Below are 24290 nucleotides of genomic sequence, written 5' to 3'. Positions count from 1 at the left end.
CCCTCACTGGCGGGAGATCACTAGACAATGGTCGAGCGTGGGCCTCGACCTGACGCTATCAGGCGGGCCGGTGGGTGATCATGGCGACCAGTTCGTGGGCCAGATCATCCGGTGAACGTGGGCCGTTAGGATCGTACCAGCGCACGGTCCAGTTGAGCGCGCCCATCACGAAACGCGCCACCAGGAAGCGATCGCCATGGATCAGGCCGGCGGCCAGGGCGTCGTCGATGACCGCTTCCCAGAGCGCCTCGTAGGCATCCCGCAGGTGGCTCAGGTGGTCTCGGGCCTGGGCATCGAGGCGGCGCCATTCATAGAGGGCCACCACATGGGCATTGCGGTCGGTGAGCAGGGTTTCGAGATGCGCGCGCGCCATGGCCTGCAAGCGTGCCTCGGCAGTGGGGCCGCAATGTTCGAGGGTGGCTCTGGCGATGGCCAGGGCGTTCTGGGTGCCCTCCTCGATCACCGCCGCAAGGATCTCCTGCTTGTCGCGGAAGTGATGGAAGAGGCTTCCAGACTTGATGCCCATCTCCTGGGCGAGCATGCGCACCGTGGTCCGGTCGAAGCCCTCCTGAACGAACAGCTGGGCAGCTTGCCGGGTCAACACCTTGCGACGCGGTGAGTCATTGATTACCTTCATCGAGAATTACACTAGCGCTTGCTTGGTTGATCCTGAGAAAACCACAGCCCCGACGCCGGGTCAACGCGGCGCCGTGCGAGATCACGGACACCATGACAATGCGGTCCCGACCGGGACCGTCACGCCACACCGGGAGAACCCACCATGAGCCAGTCCACCGACATCGTCTTCCTCTCCGCCGCCCGCACGCCCATGGGCGGCATGCTGGGCAGCCTCGCCAGCCTCACCGCCCCGCAACTGGGGACCACGGCGATCCAGGCCGCCATCGAACGCGCCGGCATCAGTGCCGACAGCATCGACGAGGGCATCATGGGCTGCGTGCTGCCCGCCGGCGTCAAGCAGGGCCCGGCCCGCCAGGCGATGCGCCAGGCCGGCATTCCCGATACCATCGGCGCCACCACCATCAACAAGCTGTGTGGCTCTGGCATGAAGGCCACCATGCTGGCCCATGACCTGATCCGCGCCGGCAGCGGCGAGATCATCCTGGCCGGCGGCATGGAGTCCATGTCCAACGCGCCCCACATTCTGACCAAGGCCCGCACCGGCTATCGCCTGGGCCATGGTGAGCTCAAGGACCATATGTTCCTTGACGGCCTGGAAGACGCCGAGACCGGCAGGCTGATGGGCGACTTTGCCCAAGAGATCGCCAGCCAGCGCGGCTACAGCCGTGAGCGGCTGGATGACTTCGCCATCGCCTCGCTGGAGCGCGCCATGCAGGCGACCAATGCCGGCCACCTGAAGGCCGAGATGGCCCCGGTCACCGTCACCAGCCGCCAGGGCGAAAGCGTAGTAGACCACGACGAGCAGCCTTTCCAGGCCAAACTCGACAAGATCCGCTCGCTGCGCCCCGCCTTCGCCAAGGACGGCACCATCACCGCCGCCAACTCCAGCTCCATCTCCGATGGTGCCTCGGCGCTGATCCTGGCCAGCCGGGCCGCGGCCGAGAAGCATGGCGTGACGCCCATCGCTCGGATGCTCGGGCATAGCACCAACTCGAAGCATCCCAGCGAGTTCACCATTGCCCCGGTGGGGGCCATCGACTCGCTGATGAAAAAACTCGACTGGGGTGTCAATGATGTCGATCTTTTCGAGATCAACGAGGCCTTTGCCGTGGTCACCCTGATGGCCATGGACGACCTGGGCCTGCCCCACGACAAGGTCAATGTCTTCGGGGGCGCCTGCGCCCAGGGCCATCCCATCGGCTCCACCGGCTCGCGGATCATCGCCACCCTGATTCATGCGCTGCGCACCAAGGGCGGTAAGCGCGGCATTGCCAGCCTGTGCATCGGCGGCGGCGAAGCGACCGCCGTGGCGGTGGAGCTGATCGATTGAGCCGGCGACAACGCCAGGGAGACCGCCATGCGTGAGATCCGCATTCCCACGCCGCGGGGCGAACTGCACGCCCTGCGCTGCAGGCCAGGCGATAGCGAAGCGACAGGCAGCCCCATCGTGCTGATGCATGACTCGCTGGGCTGCGTGGCACTCTGGCGCGACTTCCCTATCCGCCTGGCCGAGGCCACCGGGCGCGAAGTAATCGCCTATGACCGGCTGGGGTATGGGCGCTCTGCCCCCTATCCCGGTCCACAGCCCAGCGACTTCATCGAGCAGGAGTCGGCGTCATTCGACGCCGTGCGCAAACAGTTGGTCCTTGACCGCTTCGTGATGCTCGGCCACAGCGTGGGGGGCTGCATGGCGGTCGAGATCGCCGCTCACCATGCCGATGGCTGCGAGGCGCTGGTCACGGTAGCGGCCCAGGCCTTCACCGAGCCGCGCACCCTGGACGGCATCCGCAAGGCGCAGCGCGACTTTGCTGAGCCGCGGCGCATGGCGCGCCTGGCGACGTACCATGGCGACAAGGCCGAGTGGGTGTTGCGAAGCTGGGTCGAGACCTGGCACTCCGAGGCTTTCGCGCACTGGACGCTGGACGAGGCACTGCGCCGGGTGGCCTGCCCGACCCTGGCGATCCACGGCGAGCATGATGAATTTGGCTCCCTGGCCCAGCCGCGTCGGATCGCCGCGCTCACCCCGGGCCCCAGCGAACCGACGATCCTGCCCGACTGCGGTCACGTACCCCACCGGGAATGCCCGGAGCGACTGATCGACGCCATTTGCCCCTTCCTCGACGCGCCGGCATCGGCCTGACGCTCGGCGCTCACTTGCCCACTTTGCGTTATCCCTACCTTTCCTCGTGGCCCTTCATTCACCCCTTCGGCGGCGCCAGGCGGTCCAGGCGCAGCCGCTCGCGGCGATCAAACAGCCGCCGGCTGCCCGCCGCCACCGCCGCCAGGGTGCCGAAGCCGGTCCCCAGGGTAATGGTGAACATCACCAGTATCTGGTACTTCACCGCTAGGGCCGGCGGGCTGCCGGCGAGTATCTGGCCGGTCATCATGCCCGGCAGGCTGACCACCCCGGCGGCCGCCATGGCATTGATCATCGGCATCAGACCGCTGCGCATCGCCTCGCGACGGATGTCGCCGACCGCCTCCTGCCAGCGCTGGCCGAGCATCAGGCGATTCTCGATCACCGCTCGCTGCCGCCAGGCGGTGTCGGTCAGCCGATCCAGCGCCAGGGCCACCCCGGTCATGGTGTTGCCGAGCATCATGCCCAGTAGCGGGATGGCGTACTGGGGCCGATACCAGGGCTCGGGGCCAATGATCACGGTAAGCGTCAGCACCGTCACCGTGAACGAGGAGAGAAACATCGCCAGGGTACCGATACCGAAGGCCCAGCCGCCCAGCAGCCGGCGCTTCTGGCGGGCCATCACCTCGCGCCCGGCGATCAGCAGCATGCCCAGCGCCATCAGCGCCACCCACACCAGCCGCTCGGCCGCAAAAAGCGCCTCCAGTACCAGGCCGACCAGAGTGAGCTGGATCACTGTGCGCGCCGCGGCGATCAGCAGGCTCTTGCCCATACCCAGTCGTGCTACGGCCGTGCAGCCAGCCAGCACCACCACCATCAACGCCGCCAGGGCCAGTTGCCACCAGGCCAGCTCGATCACGCCCATCTTGTCACCTCGACGAGCCCGCTTGCTTCGATACGCCAGTGGCGATCCGCCACCCGCTGGATCTGTCCCGGGTCATGGGCGACCCAGATCACCGGCCAGCCGTGCTCACGAATTATCGACTGGAGCCAGGCCTCGATCCGGCGGGTGGTGACCTCATCCAGATTGGCGGTCGGCTCGTCGAGCAGCAGCGCCGAGGGCGCGCGGCTGATCGCCCGCAGCAGGGCCAGGCGCTGCTTCTCCCCCGACGAGAGCCGCGAGACCTGCCAGCCCAGCACCTCGGGGCTGAAACCCAGCGTTTCCAGGTCCGTGAGGGCGTCCTGCGTCATATGCTCGCCTACGCTGTCCTCCCACCACTGGCTCTCGGCCGGCACCAGCATCACTCGCCCCCGCCATACATGGGCCGGCAGCGATGCCTGGGCGATATCGCCCAGCCACACCTCGCCACTGTGGGGCTCCAGATCGGCCACGGCACGCAGCAGACGGCTCTTCCCAGAACCGCTAGGGCCGGAAATACAGTGAACTTCGCCAGGGGCGATGATCAGGCTCACCTCGGCAAGCTCGCCGACAGCGAGCCGCGCCAGGCGCAGGGAATGAGTAGCGGTCAAGGCAGCCTCCCGGCAGAAGGGAATGCTAGCGCATGATAGCAGCTTGCCCCGCCGAGGGGTGTGCGACATGGCATCGTTATCCCAGTGCCACCCTCTTGCGGCATCCCTGTGTCACATGAAGCTTCCAGGATATCGACTGAGTATCCATTCCCCATTGTATGGTGGTGTCCCATAAGGACTCTGACCCGCTCCCTGCTCGCCGGCAGTTTCGCCGTCGTCGCTCTCGCTGCTGCTGTCACCCCAGCCGGGGCAAGCTTCTCACTGAGCGAGCCCTTCACCAACCGGGCACCCGAACTGCAGGAGCCGATCCAAAAAGACTTGTTCAGCTTCGAGTGGGAGGGCAGCGCCCTGGCTGAAGCGCCCGCCGCAGCCGATCACGACCCGGCGCTGGCGGCTCAAGGTCGGCACATTGAGAATATATGATTTACCATATATGCTAGATAGCGACCCGCACGATCCAATGAATCTGACCGGACAACCCATGACAAACACCTCACCGAACGACCTGCCCAATATCGACCCTGGGCACTTTCGGGCGCCGGATGCGGCCAGCCTGGGCATCCCCGTGGACCGCGAGCATCCGCCGCGCATCCTGCTGCTCTATGGCTCGCTCAGGCAGCGCTCCTTCAGCCGCCTGGCCGTGGAGGAAGCTGCCCGGCTGCTGCGCGCCATGGGCGCCGAGACTCGCATCTTCGACCCTCAGGGCCTGCCGCTGCCCGACGCCGAGGAGGCGATCCACCCCAAGGTGGCGGAGCTGCGCACGCTGGCCGAATGGGCCGAGGGCATGGTGTGGTGCTCACCGGAGCGCCACGGCGCCCTGACCGGTATCATGAAGGCGCAGATCGACTGGATCCCCCTGGCGCTGGGGGCGGTGCGCCCCACCCAGGGCAAGACCCTGGCCGTCATGCAGGTGTGCGGTGGCTCCCAGTCGTTCAATACCGTGAACCAGCTGCGCCTGCTGGGGCGCTGGATGCGTATGGTGACCATCCCCAACCAGTCCTCGGTGCCCAGGGCGTTCATGGAGTTCGACGACAACGACCGCATGAAGCCCTCACCCTTCTATGACCGCATCGTCGACGTCATGGAGGAACTGGTGAAGTTCACGCTGCTGGTGCGCGGCCGCAGCGAGGCGCTCACCGACCGCTACTCCGAACGCAAGGAGTCGGCCGAACAGCTCTCCGCCCGGGTCAATCAGCGGGCCATCTGACAGGAGCCACACCATGAGCACCCATCAGGAATCCCAGTCTCCCGGCACCTCGGAAGGCATGGGGTGCTTCGAACGCTTCCTCTCGGTGTGGGTAGCGCTGGCCATCGTCACCGGGGTGCTGCTCGGGCAGTTCGCCCCCGCGGTGCCCGAGACCCTCTCGCGCTTCGAGGTTGCCCAGGTGTCGATCCCGGTGGCGATCCTGATCTGGGCGATGATCTTCCCGATGATGGCGCAGATCGACTTTACCGCCGTGCTCGGCGTGCGCCGCCAGCCCAAGGGACTGATCATCACCACCTCGGTAAACTGGTTGATCAAGCCATTCACCATGTTCGCCATCGCCGGGTTCTTTCTGACGGTGGTGTTCGCCCCGCTGATCCCCGAGCCTCTGGCCAACCAGTACCTGGCCGGAGCCATCCTGCTCGGCGCCGCCCCCTGCACCGCCATGGTCTTCGTATGGAGCACCCTGACCCGCGGCGACGCCGCTTACACCCTGGTGCAAGTCGCTCTCAACGACCTGATCATGCTGTTCGCCTTCGCCCCCATCGTGGTCTTCCTGCTCGACATCTCCAACATTCAGGTGCCCTGGGACACCGTAGCGCTGTCGGTGATCCTCTACATCGTGATTCCGCTCACCGCCAGCGTTCTGACGCGCCGCACGTTGATCGCTCGCCATGGCAGCGAGTGGTACGACAACGTCTTTATGAAGCGACTTGGCCCGGTCACCCCGGCAGGGCTGATCCTGACGCTGGTGCTGCTGTTCGCCTTCCAGGGGGAGGTGATCTTCGAGGCGCCCCTGCATATCGTGCTGATCGCCATCCCGCTGATCCTCCAGACCTTCCTGGTCTTCTTCATCGCCTACGGCTGGGCCAAGGCGTGGAGGGTGCCCCACAACGTGGCGGCTCCCGGCGCCATGATCGGTGCCAGCAACTTCTTCGAGCTGGCGGTGGCCGCCGCCATCTCGCTCTTCGGCCTGCAGTCCGGCGCGGCGCTGGCCACGGTGGTGGGTGTGCTGGTGGAGGTGCCGCTGATGCTGGCGCTGGTGCGTATCGCCAACAAGACCCGGCACCACTTCCCTGAGGCCGAGGCGCAGGCGCCCGAAGAGGCAAGGGGCTGACGCACCCCGACCCTGGGCATCGAAAGCGAGGCAGTCGTCGAGGGCAAGATGACCGCGGCGCCGAGGATATCCAGCGCCTGCTGAAAGCTTGATCCCGCTGCTCCTGGCTCAGCCCCGGGGCACGTATGGCTCAGCACGTCTGGCTCAACAGAGTGCGGCGCGACGCTCTGGACGGTTGCCCATGGCCGAGAGTCGCTCGCGTAGCTGTACGAGTCGGGGCCCGCTCCCTTGCGCGGCGGCTTCCAGGGTGGTCATCACCCAGCTGGGCAGGTTCGGCTCGAGTCCGTAATAGACCCACTGACCCTCACGCCGGTCGTTGAGCAGTCCGCACTGACGCAGCTGCGCCAGGTGCCGCGAGACCTTGGGCTGTGACTCGTCCAGCGCGTGGGTCATCTCGCAGACGCAGAGCTCCTGCTCACGCATCACCAGCAGCATCAGCATCAGGCGCGTCTCGTCGCCCAGGCACTTGAAGAGGCGAACCGGGTCCAGCGACATCGGGAATTTCCTCGGGTTGGGATCGGATCGATTCTACGTGATGCAGAAACGGAGGCGAAGGGACACCCGCTTTGTATCGTCGCCGGCACTTGCCCTGCCCCGATGCGAGGGCGAACATGGAGGCATGATGCCCCTCCTGCACCGCCATCCCCTGGCGATCATCGTCCTCGCCCAACTCTGCGGCACCTCGCTGTGGTTCAGCGTGAATGGCGTGGGATTGTCTCTGTCCCGCGACCTGGGGCTCACCGAGGCCGACCTCGGCCGGCTGACCCTCATCGTCCAGGCCGGCTTCATCCTCGGCACCCTGAGCATCGCCGCCAGTGGCCTTGCCGACCGGTTCCGCGCCAGCCGCATCTTTGCCGTCTCCTGCCTGCTCGGTGCCCTGGTCAACGCGGCCTTCGTGCTGACAACGGAGTCCTTCGCCGCAAGCCTGGCCCTGCGCTTCGCCACCGGCTTGTGCCTGGCCGGCATCTATCCGCTGGGCATGAAGCTGGTGATCGGCTGGACACCGACCCACAAGGGCGCGGCCCTGGCCTGGCTGGTCGGGATGCTGACCCTGGGGACTGCCCTGCCCCACCTGCTTCGTGGCACCACCCTGGGCATGCCCTGGGAGTGGCCGCTGATCGGTGCCTCGCTGATGGCGCTGGCCGGCGGGGCCCTTATTCACCTACTCGGGGATGGCCCCCATCTGCCACCGCCCGCCGGTCCCGCTCGACTGCAAGAGGGTCTCGCCGGCCTGCGCGAGCCGCGCTTCCGGGCCGTGGCCGGGGGTTACTTCGGCCATTGCTGGGAGCTCTATGCCTTGTGGATGCTGACGCCCTTCCTGGTAGCCCGGCAGCTCCAGCGCCTGGGCGCCACCGAGGACCTGGTGCCCTGGCTATCGTTCGGCGTCATTGCCCTGGGGCTTGTGGGCTGCGTGGGTGGCACGTCGTGCCCTGGCCACCTCCGGGCTGATCTGTCTGGCCTATCCGCTGCTGCCCTGGCTGCCACCCGGCCTGCTGCTCGTCCTGCTCGGCGCCTGGGGACTCACGGTCATCGCCGACTCGCCGCAGTTCTCGGCGCTGGCTGCCGCTACCGCCCCCCAGGCCCAAATCGGCTCCACGTTGGCAGTGATGAATGCCGTGGGCTTCGCGCTGACCATCCCGGCGATCTCGCTGACCAGCAGCCTGTGGGCCGCCCAGGGCCCCTGGGTGCTGTGGTGGCTGCTGCCCGGGCCGCTGCTGGGTCTCTGGGCCCTGCGTGGGCTCGCCGAGCGAGAGCCTCAAGCGGCGCCGCCGGCGTCCTCCTGAAACCGGGATATCACGAGGCCTTGGCCTCCCGCGGCAGCGCCAGGGCCATCAGCGCGCTGGCCGCCACCAAGGCGGACGAGATCCACAGGCAGGCGGCAAGGCCGTAGACCTGATAGACCCAGCCGGAGAGCAGGGTCCCAAGCAGGCGCCCCATGGCGTTGGCCATGTAGTAGAAGCCCACATCCATGGAGACGCCGTCGGCGCGAGCGTAGTGAACGATCAGGTAGCTGTGCCAGCTGGAGTTGACGGCGAACAGCACGCCGAAGGCCAGCAAGCCCGCCACCAGCCAGCCCACCTCGGCCAGCGGCAGCAGCGCCAGCAGTGCCGGCAGGCCGGCCAGTGCCATGGCCCAGAAAGCCGTCACGCCTCGCGCCCCGCCCTTTACCAGGCCGGTGAGGCGCGGCGCCTGGGTCTGCACGCCGCCGTAGCCGATCACCCAGATCGCCAGCAGGCCGCCCACCGTCCAGTGGCTCCAGCCGTGCTGGTCGTAGAGGAACACCGGCAGGGCCACCACGAACCAGACGTCCCGTGAGGCGAACAGGCACAGCCGCGCCGCCGAGAGCACATTGATGGCCCGCGACTTCGAGAACACCTCGCTGAATCTGGGCTTGCGCTTCTGGCGTCCCAGGTCAGCCCTGAGCCGAACCAGCGACAGGGCGAGCACGCCAACCAGCATCAGTGCCATGGCGATCACGGCGACGCGGAAGCCGATCAGCGTCAGCAGCAACCCGCCCAGGAAGAAGCCGGCCCCCTTGAGGGCGTTCTTAGAGCCGGTGAGGATCGCCACCCAGCGGTAGAGGGCGCTGCCGGCGCTGGGGCTGTCGCTGGGCACCAGCACCTTGACCGCGCTCTTGGCGCTCATCTTGTTGAGGTCCTTGGCGATCCCCGAGAGCGCCTGGGCGGCCATCACCCAGGGCACGGTCAGCGCCGTGGCGGGCACCATCAGCATGGAAAGCGCCACGATCTGCAGGGCGAGCCCCGCGTTCATGGTGCGGTTGAGCCCCAGGCGGGCGCCCAGCCACCCCCCCACCAGGTTGGTGACCACCCCGAAGGCCTCGTAGAAGAGGAACAGCAGCGCCACCTCCAGCGGCGAGTAGCCGAGCTGGTGGAAATGCAGCACCACCAGCATGCGCAGGGCGCCGTCGGTGAGGGTGAAGGCCCAGTAGTTGCCGGTGATCAGCAGATACTGGCGCACCTCGAAGGGCAGTCCCCTGAGACGGGCGACGAGCGATTCAGCCACGCCCCACCTGCTCGCTCCCCACTTTCAGGGCCAACTCGGCGGTGCGGTTGGCGTAGCCCCATTCGTTGTCATACCAGGCGTAGAGCTTGAGCTGGGTTCCGTTGACCACCATGGTCGAGAGCGCATCGATGATCGAGCTGCGCGGGTCGGTGCGGTAATCGATGGAGACCAGCGGGCGTTCCTCATAGCCGAGTATGCCGGCGAGCCCACCCTCGGCGGCGGCCTTGAGCGCCGCGTTGACCTCCTCCACCGTCACCTCGCGCTCGAGCTCGAAGACCATGTCGGTGAGTGAGGCATTGGCCAGCGGCACGCGGATGGCATGGCCGTTCAGCTTGCCCTCGAGCTCCGGGAAGATGGCGGTGATCGCCTTGGCCGAGCCGGTGGTGGTGGGAATCAGGCTCATGCCGCAGGCACGGGCTCGGCGCAGATCCTTGTGGGGGGCGTCGAGGATCGTCTGGGTGTTGGTGATGTTGTGGACCGTGGTCATGGAGCCGTGACGAATCCCGAACGTCTCGTGGATGACCTTGACCACCGGCGCCAGGCAGTTGGTGGTGCAGCTCGCCGCGGTGACGATGCGATGGACGTCGGCGTCGTACTTGTCGTCGTTGACGCCCACCACCACGTTGAGCACGCTCTCATCCTTGACCGGCGCGCTGACCACCACCCGCTCGACGCCATGGTCGAGATAGGTCTGAAGCTTACCGGTGGTCTTCATCTTGCCGGAACACTCGATGGCGACCCGGCAGCCGGACCAGTTGCTCTCCTCTATGGCCTTGTGGGCGCTGAAGATGATACGACGACCGTCGACCAGGATGGCATCCTCTTCGGCCTGGATGCCCCGCCCCGGCGACCACTGGCCGTGGACCGAGTCGAATTCCAGCAGGTGGGCGAAGGTGGCGGCATCGCCGCCCGGGTCATTGATGCGCACCAGTTCAACCTCGCCCGCCGAGACGCGGGGCCAGAGGCTTCGCAGCACCAGGCGGCCGATACGCCCGAAGCCATTGATGCCGATGCGAAGGGTCATGTTACTCTCCTGATGAGGAATGAACGCCGGGAGACACCCTCAGAGATCGGCATCCCGGGCCTTGATCTGCAGCCACAGCGAGAGGCGGTGGCGGATCTCGTTGAGGGCCTGCTCGTAGGCGTCGGCACGCCCGATCAGGCGCGGGTCGCGGATGTCCCAGTAGAGATGCTCGTCGCTTTCGCCCTGCCAGTCTCGGCACGCCTGCTGGGCCTTGTCGCAGAGCACGATAACGGCATTGAAGTGTTCGCCGGCGAAATCATCCAGCGACTTGCTGGCCAGCCCTTCGGTGGAAATACCCTGCTTCTTCAATGCCGCCAGGGTCATCGCAGCGGGTTCATTCGGCTCGCTGCCCGCGCTGTAGGCCTCGAACGTATCGTCTGCCAGGTGGCGCAACAGCGCCTCCCCCATCAGCGAACGGGCGGAATTGGCATTGCACAGGAAGAGCACACGCTGTCTTGTCATGGGAATGGCCCCTTAACATATATGGAATATCATATATAACGCATCGGGATGTCAATCATATGGCAGCGTCAACGACGATGGGGAGGCCGAAGCCTCCCCATCCGTCATCACATACCGACGACGGTGGCATTAACCGTAGCGACCGGTGATGTAGTCCTCAGTCTTCTTGACGGCCGGATTGGCGAACATCGTTTTGGTGTCATTGTACTCAATGATTTCACCAAGGTGGAAGAAGGCCGTGTAGTCAGCAACCCGCGCCGCCTGCTGCATGTTGTGGGTCACGGTGATGATGGTGAACTGCTGCTTGAGCTTGTCCATCAGATCCTCGATGGTCGCCGTAGAGATAGGGTCCAGTGCCGAGGTGGGTTCGTCCATCAGGATCACGTCGGGCTGCACGGCGATGGCGCGCGCGATGCACAGGCGCTGCTGCTGGCCACCGGAGAGCGAGGTACCCGGCTCTTGCAGCTTGTCCTTGACCTCCTCCCACAGGCCGGCGTCGCGCAATGCCTTCTCCACCAGTTCATCCTGCTCAGCCTTGCGGCTCACCAGATCATGCATACGCGGCGCATAGACGACATTGTCGTAGATCGACTTGGGAAAGGGGTTGGGCTTCTGGAACACCATGCCCACCCGACGACGCAACGCCACCTCGTCCATCTTGGGGGCATTGACGTCACGGCCATCCATCTCCACCAGTCCCTCGACACGTACATTGGGGATCAGATCATTCATGCGGTTGAGGCAACGCAGAAAGGTCGACTTGCCACAACCAGACGGGCCGATCAATGCCGTGACGTTCTTCTGATAGATATCGATATTGACGTTCTTTAACGCCTGACTCTGGCCGTACCAGAGGTTGAGGTCGCGAACACGGATGCTCAGCTCGTGGTTGGCATCCGTGTTGCGGGTCACCGGCTGACCGGGTTCGGGACGGGAGCTTGCGTGGCGAGACCTTTCGTGACCTGACATGGGCGCGGTACTCCGCTCGGCAACGTGAATGTTCATCTATGGATACCCTGTAACGTAACGTGACCTACCAGCGGCGCTCGAATTTCTTGCGCAACACCACGGCGGTAGCATTCAAGGTGATGAGCACGGCCAGCAGCACCAGGATCCCACCCGAGGTCTTCTCGACGAAGGCCCGGTCGGGCTCGCCCGCCCAGGTGAATATCTGTGCCGGGAGTACCGTGGCCGCCTCGGTGAAGGAGTTGGTGACGTCCGGGATGAAGGCCACCATGCCGACGATGATCAAGGGTGCGGTCTCACCCATGGCCTGGGCCATGCCGATGATCGAGCCAGTCATGATCCCCGGCAACGCCAGCGGCAGCACGTGGTCGCGAACCACCTGCCAGCGCGAGCAGCCCACCCCGAAGGCGGCATGGCGAATCGATTCCGGCACGCTGCGCAGCGCCGTGCGGGTGGCGATGATGATCACCGGCAAGGTCATCAGTGCCAGCGTCAGGCCCCCGACCAGCGGCGAGGAGCGTGGCACCCCGAAGAAGTTGATGAAGATCGCCAGGCCCAGCAAACCGAACAGGATCGAAGGGATCGCCGCCAGGTTATTGATGTTGATCTCGATCGCCTGGGTGAGGCGATTGTCGGCGGCAAACTCCTCCAGGTAGACCGCCGTCATCACGCCGATCGGGAAGGCGATGGCGAGCGTCACCACCAGGGTCAGCAGCGTGCCCATGGCCGCAGAGGCAATGCCGGCGAGCTCGGGCATCTTGGAGTCGCCGTTGGTGAAGAAGGTGGTGTTGAACTTGAGCTCGGCACGCCCCTGTGCTTGCAACCGTTCGACCACGGACTGCTCGCCGGGCTTGAGCTTGGAGTGATGGCCCTTGAGGTATTGGTCCACCTGACTATCGGCGAGCACCCACTCCATGCGCGTGGTGCCGAGCAGCTGTGGATTTTCCTGGATGCGGCGAGGGATCAGGCGCAGGTAGCCACGGCTGACCAGGGGGCGCACCTCTTCGTTCAGGGCGGCCAGGGGAAGCTGCCTGGCCTGCTCGCTGTAATCGACCTGAACCTGGATCTGGGCCTGCTGGAAAGCCGGCAGGCCCTTGACCAGCATGTCGGCAAAGAACAGCACCAAAAACAGGCCGGCCAGACCCAGAGCCCCCATGGAGACCCACTTGAGGTGCGTCGACTGGCGGTGGCGACGTTTTAACTGGGCACTGATGTCGTCGAAGGATTGACTCATCGAACATTGTCCTCGGCGTTAGAGGTTGTTGACCCGGTACTTCTCGCGGAAACGGCGGATCATGATCACCGATACCAGGTTCAGGCTCAGGGTCACCACGAAGAGCACCAGCCCCAGCGCAAAGGCGGAGAGCGTCTCGGCGCTGGCGAACTCCTGGTCGCCGGTCAAGGCAGCAACGATGCGCACCGTGACGGTAGTCATGTCTTCCAGTGGATTGGCGGTAAGGTTGGGCCGCATGCCCGCTGCCATCACCACGATCATGGTCTCGCCCATTGCCCGGGATACCGCCAGCAGCGAGGCGGAGATGATCCCTGGCAGGGCCGCGGGAATCACCACGTCACGGATCGTCTCGCCCTGGGTCATGCCCAGCGCTAGTGAACCCTGGCGCATGCTGTCGGGGACCGAGTTGATCACGTCATCGGAAAGCGACGAGATGAAGGGAATGATCATGATGCCCATGACGATGCCGGGCGCGAGGGCATTGTTGAAGGAGGCCTCGAGCCCGAAGAAGCCGGCCACGCTGACGATGATCGGCGCCACCGTGATGGCAGCGAAGAAGCCATACACCACGGTAGGAATGCCTGCCAGCACTTCGAGTGTCGGTTTGGCCAGGGTGCGCACGCGCTTGGGCGCGAACTCGGCCATGTAGATTGCCGCGAGCAGTCCCACGGGGATCGCCACCAGCATGGCTACCGCGGTGATCATGAAGGTGCCAGCGAACAAGGGGACAGAGCCGAACTGCGCGGTACTACTTCCTTCCTCCGCGCGCCCCGCCGCCTGGAGAAAACTGGCCCCCGGGTTCCAGGTGGTCCCGGTGATAAATTCCCAGAAGCTCTGCATCTGGAAGAAGCGCAGCGCCTCGCCCACTATCGAGATCAAGATGCCGAACGTGGTGAGGATGGAAATCAGGGCAGCGCCGGCCAGAACCCAGCGTATCACCCGCTCGATGGCCTGGCGGGCATGAAAATCAGGACGAACCATGAAGATGCCGATGGCTAGCCCTAGGCAAGCCACCAGCAGGCTACCGGCCAGCAGGTAGAGGGTGGGAATCTCGGCACCGAGCAGCAGCAGCAAGAACCCCCCCACAGCACTCACCGCCAGGGCAGGACCTGCCGTCGACACTACGGTGAACCAGGCATACTGGTCGGGCTGGGCGTACATGGCGGTGCCACCGGCGCGGACCCGTGTCGCCTTGGCACGCCCGAGGAAGAAGGCTATCAGACCCAGCAACAGCAGGGCGCCGATGAACAAGGCGATTATCTGGTTGGTCTGCATAGGGCTCTCTCACAGGAATTCAACCGCAGGCGGACCGCACACTAAACCGCCTGCCGCAACGTCAGACGGCCGGCAACGCAAGTTACCGGCCGGACAGGACGGAAGATCCAGTCCCGCTTATTTCAGGTCGGCCAGTTCGATGGGCTCATGGTTATGCACTTCCTGGCGAGCTTCTTCACGCACTTCCTGCGGCGCAGGGATCAGGCCAAGGGGCTTGAGGTAGCCCATGTCACCGATCATCTTCTCGCTCATGAACATCTTGGCGTAGGCATACATCGCCGGCACGTCATCGGCATGCTGATTCTTGATGTAGAAGAACAACGAACGCGATACCGGGTACTCGCCGCTACCGATAGCCTCGGGTGTTGGCGGAACACCGTCGATGCTGGAGCCGATCAGGGTATCGCGGTTTTCCTCGAGGAAAGAGTAACCGAAGATACCGAAGGCATCGGTATTCTCGGCCAGACGCTGAACGATCAGGTTGTCGTTCTCGCCGGCGTCGATGAAGGCACCGTCCGAGCGGATATTGGTATAGGCCTCACCACCGTAGGCCGGCATATCCTCGGAGACAGCTTCCATTACCAGTTCCTCGAAGGCATCACGGGTACCCGAGGTGGTGGGCGGGCCATACACGGCGATTTCCCGCTCAGGCAGCGAAGGATCGATGTCGCTCCACTGGGTATAGGGGTTGTCGACCAGTTCGCCATCGACGGGCACTTTTGCCGCCAAGGCGAGGAAGAGCTGCTCACGGGTAAGGTTCATCGCCTCGTTGGTGGCGGACTGAGCGAAGACGATGCCATCGTAGCCGATGAAGGCTTCGGTGATGTCGGTGACACCATTCTCGGTACAACGCTCGAACTCGGCGGGCTTCATGTTGCGCGAGGCGTTGGTGATGTCCGGGGTGTCATCTCCCACACCGTTGCAGAACAGTCGCATGCCACCACCGGTACCGGTGGATTCGATGACCGGCGTCGGATACTCGGTGGTGGCGCCGAACTCCTCGGCCACGTAACTGGCGAACGGATAGACGGTGCTGGAGCCGACGATACGGACCTGCTCGCGAGCCTGGGCCACGGTGGCCACGCTCATGACAGCGGCAGCAATAGCGGTGGTCTTGAGGATGCGGTTCATGGAGTGATCTCCTGATGAGGACAGTGTGCAACCTTCACGGGGAACACCTTGCCCCAGCCAGATGACAACTTCATGACAGCGCCGACCGGAAGCAGGATGCACCCGCTACGCTGCACACCCTGCCCCAGAAAGATGACAGCGACGTGACATCGTCCTGTTTCGATCGCGAGACAACCCGTTCAGAACAGCATCGCCGCCAGGCTACAAAGCGAGAGCGATGCGCCCTGCAGTAGTCGACGATCTAGGCGGTGGGTGATTCGGTCGGCCGCGACGCCTCAATCACGTACTTCCCGCCCTGCCAGTACGCGAATACCGACGTTGGCTGCGAGCGAGGCGCCAAACATGGTGCCCGCGATCGGCCATGCACTGTCGACCTCGAAGGCCCCTACCAGCACTCCCGCCAGGGCACCGCAGGAGAACTGCAGGCTGCCCTGCAGGGCCGCGGCAGTGGCGCTCATGTGATGAAACCGGTCGAGCAGCGAGGTGATGGCATTGGGTGCGATTAGGCCAATAGTCCCGGCAAACAGCACGATCAGCGGCACCATGGTGGCAAGCGACTCAAGCCGGGTAGCAACCAGCAACACCAGACCCAGGGCGGCGACCAACTGGATCCCCAGCCCCAGGCGCAGGTTCTGCAAGGGAGTCCGCCATCTCAGCAAGCGGATATTGAGACGGTTGGATGCCACCATGGCCACCACGTTGACACCAAACACCAGCGGATAGAGAGACGGCGTCAGCGCGAAGTGCTCCAGATAGAGAAACGGCGAAGCGGTAACGAAGGCAAACAGCCCGGCGAACGACATCGAGGCCGCGGTGATGAAGCCCATGGCCCGCCGATCACCCAGCACGCTGGCATAGTTGGCCAGCACCCGGGAGGGGGTGGCTCCTGACCTGTCGGCGGCGCGGGTCTCAGGCAACCGAGTGCCCAGCAGCCAGATCAGGAAGGCGGCGTAAGCGGCAAGGAATACGAAGATCAGCCACCAGTCGGCGAGATAGAGCAGCCCGCTGCCCACCACCGGCGCTACCAGCGGCGCCATCAGCATGATGATGGCCATGGTCGACATCACCTTAGCGGCTTCGCTGCCCTTGAAACAGTCGCGCACAATGGCCGCCGAATTGACGACACTGGCCCCACCCCCCAGCGCCTGGACGAAGCGCCAGAACAGCAGCGCCTCCAGTGAGCCCACCAGGGTGATCACCAGGCTGGCCAGCAGGAAGACCACCAGGCCGCCGAGCAGCACCGGCTTGCGGCCGAGCCGGTCGGAGACCGGGCCGAAGACCAGCTGCCCCATAGCGAAGCCGCCCAGGAAGGCGGAGAGCGAAAGCTCCGTGTGATGGATGCTCGCACCGATATGCTCGGCGATCACCGACATGGCGGGCAGGTAGGCATCGATGGCAAAGGGTGCCAGGGCCGTGTTGGCGGCCACCAGCAGCGCCACGCGTCGCGAATTCAGGGTCACGGTACCTCCGGCAGCACGAGCTAAAAGCCCAGAGTGGCTCCCGACAGCGAGGCTACCCTGACCCGGGCTCGCTCGCTGGTCGAGCACTAGGAACGTCATGGCATCGGGGCCGAGCGCACCCCGATCGAGGTCGCCGCCACCTGGGAAGGTATCCGTGCCGCCGGGGTCCTCTAGCGCAAAGGGAAGCATTGCCGTGAGAGCAGAGCAAGGAAGTGATCCGTAATCACGGGGCCTCCTTGATCAATGCTCGTGCGAGGCGGCCTCCTGAGCCTCGAGCATCTCGACGAGTGGCTGGAATTCCTCGCGGTTGTGCTCGTTAAGGCGGATCAGGATACGGTGCGCCTCGAGAACCCGCCGGCGGGTTTCCTCGACATCGATGGGAATCTCGGGAAGCTCGCAGAGCGCGCAGGTCTCGATGATCGGTGTCTCCACCAAGGTGAATATCCGCGAAAACCCCATGACGTCGAGCATCCGCCGGACATCGGGATTGTCGGCGATGATCGTCGGTCGCTCGTTGACACGTCCCTGCACCGCCATGGCCACCTTGGCGAGAAAGCCCAGTGCCGTGGAATCCACGTTAGTGGTGTCACGCAGGTCGATGATCAGCGTCTCCAGCCCCGGGGTCTCGGCCAGTTGTCGGGCCTGACGGTCCAGGGTCGCACACAGTGTCAGGCGTACATCCCCGCACAGTTTGAGAACGAAAACCCCGGAATCGAATGCTGCCTTGATACGGCCCTCATGATCTATCATTGCCAAATCCGCTCACCATCATGATCGTCAGGTCGTCCGGCAATTCCTCATGCCCCGGGCTGCTCTCGGCGATACCGTCATCATCATTCGCCAAGGGCCCCAGTGCGAGGCTGCCACGTAGGTCCTCCAGCGTCTCGCTGGCCAGAACCCGCCGCTCGAGTTCCCTGAGCCGCAGATCAAGCGTGTCTCCCGGCAGACACTCCAGTATACCATCCGAACACAGCCACAACCGGAAATGCTCCGGTAATTGGCAGCCCAGCTTGGGATAGTCGACCCCCGGGAAGAGGCCAACCGGCATGCCTTCGCCGGGCAGTGGCGTCACCCCGGTGTCGGTCACCAGCAGAGGCATGGGCAGCTGGGCGCCCAGCGAATAGTGGAGATATCGACGTTGATGGTCAATGACCCCGACGAACAGGGTCGCATGCTTGCCGATGCCGGCATCCAGCAGTTCGCGATTGAGCGCTGCCAGCCAGTGCGCCGCCAGGGCCTCGGGATGTTCACCGTCCCACTCGTGCTGCCAGCGATTGGAGAGATACTTCAGCAGCACGGTAACGAAGGCGGACGAGGCCCCGTGGCCCGAGACATCGGCGAAATAGAACAGGCTATAACGCGTGTTGAAGGCCTGAAAATCAAGGAAATCGCCGGACAGGTAGAGAGAAGGCGCCAGCCAGTAGTCGAAGGTAACACCACTGAGGGTCTGCGGCCTGGTCGGCAGCAGCTTGCGCTGGATCTGTCCGCCTGCCTGCTGATCGAGGCGTAGCATCGCCAGATGCGTCTCCAGGCTCTCGTTAAGCTCTTCCAGATCAGCATTGAGCTTGGCCAGCCGCTTCCGGTCATGTTCTCGCTCCACAGCCAGCCGATGCACCTCGATGGCCTTGCCGATCATGCGCCGCAGCAGGGAGCCATGGCGCAGCGGGTCGACGATGTAGTCCACCAGGCCGGCGTCGACCGCACGCAGCAAGTCGGCATCCTGACGCTCGTCGCTGACCACCAAGGTCGGCAGGCGCGCAGCGAGCCGAGTCCAGTCGTCACGAGGCACCGCCCGCGCATGGGCCACGACGAGGGCCATCTCCTCGGGAAGCGCCTCGAGACTATCGGCGGCATACACTGCCAGGCCCTCACGGGCGATGGTCTCGGCCAGGGCGTCACGCTCCTCGCCCGGCGTATCGATGACCCCGATCAGTGGCTTGGCGGGTGACATGCTGTCATGGCCTCATTTGGCGGAGGCGTCATCGAAATCCGACGCATCGAAGTCTATACCGTTGCTGACGAAGGGGTCTTCACCCAGCTTGCCATCGCTGACCTCGAAACGCCGCTGTTGTAGCCAGGTATCGCGGATAAAGCTGTAGCGGTCGCCGCGGATCAGCTTCTCGCGGTCGAGCAGCGCGGCCCGGGCATCGACCACCCTCAAGGCGGTAAGGCCGATGCGGACCTCGTCATCCTCCACGTAGGTGACCGGATAACTGTAGATGTCCGCCGGCAGGCCGCCGGTATCGCGTACCGTGCTCGGCCCCAGCAGCGGCAGCACCAGGTAGCGGGACTCCTCCCATCCCCAGGTGCCCAGGGTCTGGCCGAAGTCCTCCTCCTGGCCAGTGATCTCCATGCGGCTGGCTACGTCCCAGAGCCCGCCGATCCCTACCGTGGTATTGATCAGGAAGCGCGAGGTGGCGATGCTGGCGTTGCGCACCTTGCCCTGCAGCAGGCTATTGAGGACGGTGCGCGGCTCGCCCAGGTTGGAGAAGAAGTTGCCAACACCGGTCTCCACCGGGTCCGGCGTAATGAAGCGGTAACCGCGGGCGGCCGGTTTGAGCGCGTAGCGGTCGACCACGTCGTTGAACGCGAACACCTTGCGGTTAAAACCTTCCCAGGGGTCGTTGGGGTTTTGCTCCCGCCCATCGCCGCTGGTAGCACATCCCGCGGTGGTCCCCAGCAGAAGCGCCAGTGCTCCTTGCCCTGCCCATCTTTTCAGACTTTGTTTCATCGCTATCATTGCTTGCCCGCCTCCCAGCGGTTTTCTGTCATGACGCTCATTGGCGACGCACCACCACGCTGCCGGTCCTCATGCTGCCGGTACTCACGCAGCCGGCACTGTAGCTTGCAGCGCTGGAACAGACCACCCCGGACTCGGTTCATGCCCGACGCCCTGTAAGTTCGGCCCAACGCTTCTCGAGGCGCTTGGTGGAGACCGGCAACTTTGTGCCCAGCTGCTGAGCGAACAGCGAGACGCGCAGCTCCTCGATCCACCAGCCGAACTCCCGTAGAGCCGGATCCTCCACTCCGCCGCGTCGCGTGCTGTCGCGGCGAGCGGCCAGGCGAGCCTCGAAGTCCTGGACCTGCTGCATATGCATCTGATCGCGCATGCGCTCCCGCGGCGCCTTCTCCAGGCGAATCAGCGCCGCGTCCATGTAGCGAGGATACTCCTCAAGCCACTCTCCAGCCTCGCTGACGAAACCGGGATGCACCAGCCGGTGCATCTGAATCTTGAGATCACTGTAGACCAGCGCCAGGGACAGGTTCAGCTGCCCCTTCAGCGCCTTGGTTACCGCCAGGTGTCCCTTGAGCGCCTGTTCCAGGGTGGCCACCAGAACCTTGGCCCGGGGCAGCAGCGCCTCGCGCGTCGCCGCGAGGCGCTGCTCCAGCTCGCCCTGCGAGCGCGGCAGCGCCTCGCTAGCCAGTACCTGGCGGAACACCGCCGCCACCACATCATCGATCAACTGTCGCTTGCTGCCGACCTTGGCAAACAGCAGCGCACAGGTCTCGAGCCCCTTGAGGCACTCGATGGCCCGCACCTGGTCGGGCAGGCGTTGCATGGCGGCCCTGACCACGCCCTGTCGATGGGCCTCACGGGCCTTGTCGGGATGGTCGAAGAGCTCAACCTGGAAGGCGTCCTTGACGGGCACCAGAGCCGGGTAAGCCTCGACCCGAATACCTGCCTGAGTGGTGACCCGGGATTCGGGCAGGGGCGTCTCGGGCAGAGCCTCTAGCTCGCCTTCACTGCTGACCTGCTTGGCCAGGGAGCGGGCGCCCTCTCCCGCCGCCGTCTCGAAGCGACGCTCCAGCTCGCGGGCATCACGCCCCTGGCCAAGCATCTGCCCTTGATGGTCCACCACCCGCAGGTTCATCACCAGGTGGGGGTCGAGCTGGTCAAGCCGCCAGTCATCCGGGTGAACACGCACGCCGGTCTTGCGGCGCAGGAACTCGCCCAGCGCCTCGATGAGCGGCACGTCGTCCGGCGTCAAGGTCTGCAGCGCAGCGTCGACCCAGTCGGGAATCGGCACCACCTGGCGGCGCACCGCCTTGGGCAGCGACTTCATCAGCGCGATGCACTTCTCGCGCAGCAGGCCCGGGACCAGCCATTCGAGCCGCGCCAGAGGCAGCTGGGGCAGCATGGCCGCCGGCACGGTCAGCGTCACGCCGTCGTCCGCGGCCCCGGGCTGGAAGTGGTAGGAGAGTGGATAGCGCACGCCACCCAACACCAGCTCGTCGGGGTAGTCGGCCTCGGTGACCTCCCCGGCCTCCCGCGCCAGCAGGGCCTCGCGGTCGAACTTGAGGATGTCGGGATTGTCGCGCTCAGCCTTCTTGCGCCAGGCCTCGAAGCCCTTGCCGTTGACGATGTGCTCGGGAATCCGTTCATCATAGAAGGCGAACAGGGTCTCCTCGTCAACCAGGATGTCGCGCCGGCGGGCGCGATCCTCGAGATCCTCGACCTCCTCGACCAGCGCCCGATTGTGGGCGAAGAACTCACCGCGGGTGTTGAACTCGCCCTCCACTAACGCCCGGCGAATGAACAGCTCCCGGGACTCCTGCGGGGCGATGGGGCCATAGTGGACCTTGCGACCTTTGACAATCGGCAGGCCGAAGAGCGTGACCTGCTCGCTGGCGACCACCTGGGCACGCTTCATCTCCCAGTGCGGCTCGACATGGGTGCGTTTGACCAGATGGCCGGCCAATGGCTCGATCCACTGGGGCTCGATCCGCGCCACGGTGCGCGCGAAGAGTTTGCTGGTCTCCACGAGCTCGAAGGCCATCAGCCACTTGGGTGACGTCTTGGCCAGCCCCGAGCCCGGATGAATCAGGAACTTGCGGTTACGGGCGCCCAGGTACTCGCGATTCTCCGTGAGCAGTCCCAGGTGTGAGAGCAACCCGGTGAGCAGGGCCTTGTGCAGGGCCACGGCGCTTTCTCGTCGAGCTTCTCGGCGGGCCTTGTCGTCCCTGTCCGGGGCATCGGCAAGGGGCCGCGGTGCCGGCGGGGGCACCTCGACGTCCATATCGCGTAGCAGCTGGCGCAGCTGGCGGAAGGTGTCGTGCCATTCGCGCAGGCGCAGATAGTTGAGGTAGTGCTCCTTGCACCATCGCCGCAACTGGTTGCCGGAGAGCGTCTCCCGGGCAGCTTCGAAGCCGTGCCAGAGGTTGAGCAGGGCCACGAAATCGGAGTCCGGGTCCTGCCAGCGGCGGTGGGCCTGGTCGGCGGCCTGGCGCTTGTCCGCCGGGCGGTCGCGGGGGTCCTGCACCGCCAGACCGGCGACCACGATCAACACCTCGCGCAAGCCCCCCTGCTCGGCACCGGCCAGCACCATGCGTGCCAGGCGCGGGTCGATGGGCAGCCGCGAGAGCTTGCGCCCCAGCGGGGTCAGGCGGTTACCGGCATCCACCGCGCCCAGTTCAAACAGCAGCCGGAAGCCGTCACTGACGAAGCGCGAATCCGGCGGGTCGACGAAGGGAAAGGCCTCGATGTCATCGGGGTTTAACGACAGCAGTGACAGCATCGAGAGGATCACCGAAGCGAGGTTGGTGCGACGGATTTCGGGGTCGGTGAACGCGGGCCGGGCGAGGAAGTCCTCCTCGTCGTAGAGGCGTATGCAGACCCCTTCGGCGACCCGTCCGCAACGCCCCTTGCGTTGGTCGGCGCTGGCCTGGCTGACCGGTTCCACCGGCAGGCGCTGGACCTTGGCCTTGTAGCTGTAGCGGCTCAGGCGCACCAGGCCTGGGTCGATCACGTAACGGATGCCCGGCACGGTAAGCGAGGTCTCCGCCACATTGGTGGACAGCACGATGCGTCGTCCCGCATGAGGGGTGAAGACACGATTCTGCTCGGCATTGGAGAGCCGCGCATAGAGCGGCAGAATCTCGGTATCCTTGAGGTCGGCACGGCGTAACGTATCGGCGGTCTCGCGGATCTCACGCTCGCCGGGCAGGAACACCAGGATGTCACGCGGGCCATGGGACCAGCGCCGATCCCGCTCAACCTGCTCAATCTCCTCCACGGCGTGGAGGATGCCCTCCTGCAGGGTGCGGTCCTCCTCGTCGTCGTCATCGCGTACCAGCGGCCGATAGCGCACTTCCACCGGGTAGGTGCGCCCGGAAACCTCCACCACCGGCGCCGGCCGTCCCGGCTCACCGAAGTGGGCAGCGAAGCGCTCGACGTCGATGGTCGCCGAGGTGATGATTACCTTGAGGTCAGGACGCCGGACAATGAGACGCTTGAGATAGCCGAGCAGGAAGTCGATGTTCAGGCTGCGCTCGTGGGCCTCGTCGATGATGATCGCCTCGTAGCGCGTGAGATCCGGGTCGTGACGGGTCTCGGCGAGCAGGATTCCGTCAGTCATCAGCTTGACCAGGGTGTCGTCGCGGCTCTGGTCGGTAAAGCGCACCTGGTAACCGACCTGCTCGCCCAGCGGCACCTCCATCTCCTGGGCGAGTCGACTGGCCACCGAGCGCGCCGCCAGCCGCCGCGGCTGGGTGTGGCCGATCAACCCGCGGCGGCCCAAGCCCAGCTCCAGGCAGAGCTTGGGCAACTGGGTGGTCTTGCCCGAGCCGGTCTCGCCGGCCACCACCACCACCTGGTGCTCGCGCAGGGCCGCGAGGATATCCTCGCGACGCTCGGCCACCGGCAACGATGGCGGGTACTCGAGGGTCACCGGCCGCGCCCGGCGACGCTCCACCTGCTGCCGCGACCGCTCGAGCGCACGTCGCACCTCGGTGAGGCCACGGTCCACGGGCTTGCCCTCCCGCAGGCGCCGGCGCAGGCCGCGCAGGCGCTTATCCAGGGTTGGAACGTCGCGCCGCAGGGCCTCATCGAGCTCGCGGCTCAGGGCATCGAGTTCGGCGGCGTCATGGGCATTCGCGGAAGGGGTCTGGCGAGTTTCGGTGGTCAAGGTTTCTATGATCGTCTCCGGTCACGGTCATCATGAACAGCCCGCTCGGGACTCCCGGGCAGACACTACATTGTAACGCCGAGGCCTGGGCGGCGCCTAATCGCGGCCAACAAAGCCTGACTATCCGCTCGCAAGACGCTGACTATCGTCGACGCTCGGGATCAAGCCTTCGTCTTTTCGCGCTTTTCGCTCTCTTCGTCACGCAGTTGGCAATGCAGGATCTTGCTGAACTTGACAGCGTC

General features: G+C 65.1%; 21 protein-coding genes. 5 read left to right on the top strand and 16 right to left on the bottom strand.

The window, feature by feature from the left end:
* Nucleotides 1-58: 58 nt before the first annotated feature.
* A complete protein-coding gene (locus DFO68_RS00360) occupies nt 59-637 on the bottom strand; it encodes a TetR/AcrR family transcriptional regulator (RefSeq protein ID WP_133480948.1) in 579 nt (192 codons plus the stop codon).
* Nucleotides 638-781: 144 nt separating this feature from the next.
* On the opposite strand from DFO68_RS00360, the gene DFO68_RS00355 reads away from it, so the two are divergent.
* Entirely contained in the window at nt 782-1969 is a 1188-nt protein-coding gene (locus DFO68_RS00355) for an acetyl-CoA C-acyltransferase (protein WP_133480946.1), read from the top strand.
* Between the two features lie 27 nt (nt 1970-1996).
* Nucleotides 1997-2779, top strand: coding sequence for an alpha/beta fold hydrolase (locus DFO68_RS00350; protein WP_133480944.1), 783 nt, complete (start codon nt 1997-1999; stop codon nt 2777-2779).
* Nucleotides 2780-2837: 58 nt separating this feature from the next.
* Here DFO68_RS00350 and DFO68_RS00345 read toward each other — a convergent pair whose 3' ends face one another.
* Together DFO68_RS00345 and DFO68_RS00340 are read right to left on the bottom strand one after the other, a co-directional pair.
* The gene (locus tag DFO68_RS00345; protein WP_133480942.1) at nt 2838-3641 is read right to left on the bottom strand and encodes an ABC transporter permease; all 804 of its coding nucleotides are present in this window, start codon (nt 3639-3641) and stop codon (nt 2838-2840) included.
* Nucleotides 3632-4246, bottom strand: coding sequence for an ABC transporter ATP-binding protein (locus tag DFO68_RS00340; protein WP_243726369.1), 615 nt, complete (start codon nt 4244-4246; stop codon nt 3632-3634). Before DFO68_RS00340 ends, DFO68_RS00345 begins: the two co-directional genes overlap by 10 nt.
* A 481-nt stretch (nt 4247-4727) precedes the next feature.
* Between DFO68_RS00340 and arsH the strand changes: the two genes are divergently transcribed.
* Both arsH and arsB read left to right on the top strand, forming a co-directional pair.
* Entirely contained in the window at nt 4728-5453 is a 726-nt protein-coding gene (gene arsH / locus DFO68_RS00335; protein ID WP_133480938.1) for an arsenical resistance protein ArsH, read from the top strand.
* A 13-nt stretch (nt 5454-5466) separates the two neighbouring features.
* A complete protein-coding gene (arsB, locus tag DFO68_RS00330) occupies nt 5467-6567 on the top strand; it encodes an ACR3 family arsenite efflux transporter (RefSeq protein WP_133480936.1) in 1101 nt (366 codons plus the stop codon).
* 144 nt (nt 6568-6711) lie between these two features.
* Here arsB and DFO68_RS00325 read toward each other — a convergent pair whose 3' ends face one another.
* A complete protein-coding gene (locus DFO68_RS00325) occupies nt 6712-7062 on the bottom strand; it encodes a metalloregulator ArsR/SmtB family transcription factor (protein ID WP_133480934.1) in 351 nt (116 codons plus the stop codon).
* 127 nt (nt 7063-7189) lie between these two features.
* On the opposite strand from DFO68_RS00325, the gene DFO68_RS00320 reads away from it, so the two are divergent.
* Nucleotides 7190-8458 carry an MFS transporter gene (locus DFO68_RS00320; protein ID WP_432206829.1) on the top strand — a complete coding sequence of 423 codons (1269 nt, stop codon included), beginning with the start codon at nt 7190-7192 and terminating at the stop codon, nt 8456-8458.
* On the opposite strand, the gene arsJ is transcribed toward DFO68_RS00320, so the two are convergent.
* From arsJ to hrpA, 12 genes are all read right to left on the bottom strand, one after another.
* Nucleotides 8362-9591, bottom strand: a complete 1230-nt coding sequence (gene arsJ, locus DFO68_RS00315) for an organoarsenical effux MFS transporter ArsJ (protein ID WP_133480932.1) — start codon at nt 9589-9591, stop codon at nt 8362-8364. The genes DFO68_RS00320 and arsJ overlap by 97 nt on opposite strands.
* Nucleotides 9584-10615: an ArsJ-associated glyceraldehyde-3-phosphate dehydrogenase gene (locus DFO68_RS00310; protein ID WP_133480930.1), complete on the bottom strand. Its 1032-nt coding sequence runs from the start codon at nt 10613-10615 to the stop codon at nt 9584-9586. Before DFO68_RS00310 ends, arsJ begins: the two co-directional genes overlap by 8 nt.
* Nucleotides 10616-10654: 39 nt before the next feature.
* A complete protein-coding gene (locus tag DFO68_RS00305; protein ID WP_133480928.1) occupies nt 10655-11077 on the bottom strand; it encodes an arsenate reductase ArsC in 423 nt (140 codons plus the stop codon).
* Between the two features lie 129 nt (nt 11078-11206).
* Nucleotides 11207-12046 (bottom strand): phosphate ABC transporter ATP-binding protein PstB, encoded by an 840-nt coding sequence (gene pstB / locus DFO68_RS00300; protein ID WP_133480927.1) that lies wholly within the window; start codon nt 12044-12046, stop codon nt 11207-11209.
* A gap of 64 nt (nt 12047-12110) precedes the next feature.
* The gene (gene pstA / locus DFO68_RS00295) at nt 12111-13277 is read right to left on the bottom strand and encodes a phosphate ABC transporter permease PstA (RefSeq protein ID WP_133480925.1); all 1167 of its coding nucleotides are present in this window, start codon (nt 13275-13277) and stop codon (nt 12111-12113) included.
* Between the two features lie 18 nt (nt 13278-13295).
* Entirely contained in the window at nt 13296-14552 is a 1257-nt protein-coding gene (gene pstC, locus DFO68_RS00290) for a phosphate ABC transporter permease subunit PstC (protein ID WP_133480923.1), read from the bottom strand.
* A 117-nt stretch (nt 14553-14669) separates the two neighbouring features.
* Entirely contained in the window at nt 14670-15683 is a 1014-nt protein-coding gene (locus DFO68_RS00285; RefSeq protein WP_133480921.1) for a PstS family phosphate ABC transporter substrate-binding protein, read from the bottom strand.
* Between the two features lie 275 nt (nt 15684-15958).
* A complete protein-coding gene (locus tag DFO68_RS00275) occupies nt 15959-17143 on the bottom strand; it encodes a multidrug effflux MFS transporter (RefSeq protein WP_133480920.1) in 1185 nt (394 codons plus the stop codon).
* 240 nt (nt 17144-17383) lie between these two features.
* Complete coding sequence (locus DFO68_RS00270; protein WP_133480919.1) at nt 17384-17893, bottom strand: STAS domain-containing protein; 510 nt, start codon at nt 17891-17893, stop codon at nt 17384-17386.
* A complete protein-coding gene (locus DFO68_RS00265) occupies nt 17880-19094 on the bottom strand; it encodes a PP2C family protein-serine/threonine phosphatase (RefSeq protein ID WP_133480917.1) in 1215 nt (404 codons plus the stop codon). Before DFO68_RS00265 ends, DFO68_RS00270 begins: the two co-directional genes overlap by 14 nt.
* Nucleotides 19095-19106: 12 nt before the next feature.
* Entirely contained in the window at nt 19107-19874 is a 768-nt protein-coding gene (locus DFO68_RS00260; RefSeq protein WP_133480915.1) for an MlaA family lipoprotein, read from the bottom strand.
* 148 nt (nt 19875-20022) lie between these two features.
* Nucleotides 20023-24048, bottom strand: a complete 4026-nt coding sequence (gene hrpA / locus DFO68_RS00255) for an ATP-dependent RNA helicase HrpA (protein ID WP_133480913.1) — start codon at nt 24046-24048, stop codon at nt 20023-20025.
* Between the last annotated feature and the right edge of the window lie 242 nt (nt 24049-24290).

The sequence above is a fragment of the Halomonas ventosae genome (genome assembly GCF_004361885.1).
Taxonomy (GTDB): domain Bacteria; phylum Pseudomonadota; class Gammaproteobacteria; order Pseudomonadales; family Halomonadaceae; genus Halomonas; species Halomonas ventosae_C.
Note: the sequence above shows the minus strand (reverse complement) of the source record. Positions and strands in the feature narration are given on the sequence as shown.

Bases quoted from the DNA above. Each gene is read 5' to 3' on its own strand.
- DFO68_RS00360 (WP_133480948.1), bottom strand. From the start codon at position 637: ATGAAGGTAATCAATGACTCACCGCGTCGCAAGGTGTTGACCCGGCAA.
- DFO68_RS00355 (WP_133480946.1), top strand. From the start codon at position 782: ATGAGCCAGTCCACCGACATCGTCTTCCTCTCCGCCGCCCGCACGCCC.
- DFO68_RS00350 (WP_133480944.1), top strand. From the start codon at position 1,997: ATGCGTGAGATCCGCATTCCCACGCCGCGGGGCGAACTGCACGCCCTG.
- DFO68_RS00345 (WP_133480942.1), bottom strand. From the start codon at position 3,641: ATGGGCGTGATCGAGCTGGCCTGGTGGCAACTGGCCCTGGCGGCGTTG.
- arsH (WP_133480938.1), top strand. From the start codon at position 4,728: ATGACAAACACCTCACCGAACGACCTGCCCAATATCGACCCTGGGCAC.
- arsB (WP_133480936.1), top strand. From the start codon at position 5,467: ATGAGCACCCATCAGGAATCCCAGTCTCCCGGCACCTCGGAAGGCATG.
- DFO68_RS00325 (WP_133480934.1), bottom strand. From the start codon at position 7,062: ATGTCGCTGGACCCGGTTCGCCTCTTCAAGTGCCTGGGCGACGAGACG.
- DFO68_RS00320 (WP_432206829.1), top strand. From the start codon at position 7,190: ATGCCCCTCCTGCACCGCCATCCCCTGGCGATCATCGTCCTCGCCCAA.
- DFO68_RS00310 (WP_133480930.1), bottom strand. From the start codon at position 10,615: ATGACCCTTCGCATCGGCATCAATGGCTTCGGGCGTATCGGCCGCCTG.
- DFO68_RS00305 (WP_133480928.1), bottom strand. From the start codon at position 11,077: ATGACAAGACAGCGTGTGCTCTTCCTGTGCAATGCCAATTCCGCCCGT.
- pstB (WP_133480927.1), bottom strand. From the start codon at position 12,046: ATGTCAGGTCACGAAAGGTCTCGCCACGCAAGCTCCCGTCCCGAACCC.
- pstA (WP_133480925.1), bottom strand. From the start codon at position 13,277: ATGAGTCAATCCTTCGACGACATCAGTGCCCAGTTAAAACGTCGCCAC.
- pstC (WP_133480923.1), bottom strand. From the start codon at position 14,552: ATGCAGACCAACCAGATAATCGCCTTGTTCATCGGCGCCCTGCTGTTG.
- DFO68_RS00285 (WP_133480921.1), bottom strand. From the start codon at position 15,683: ATGAACCGCATCCTCAAGACCACCGCTATTGCTGCCGCTGTCATGAGC.
- DFO68_RS00270 (WP_133480919.1), bottom strand. From the start codon at position 17,893: ATGATAGATCATGAGGGCCGTATCAAGGCAGCATTCGATTCCGGGGTT.
- DFO68_RS00265 (WP_133480917.1), bottom strand. From the start codon at position 19,094: ATGTCACCCGCCAAGCCACTGATCGGGGTCATCGATACGCCGGGCGAG.
- DFO68_RS00260 (WP_133480915.1), bottom strand. From the start codon at position 19,874: ATGAAACAAAGTCTGAAAAGATGGGCAGGGCAAGGAGCACTGGCGCTT.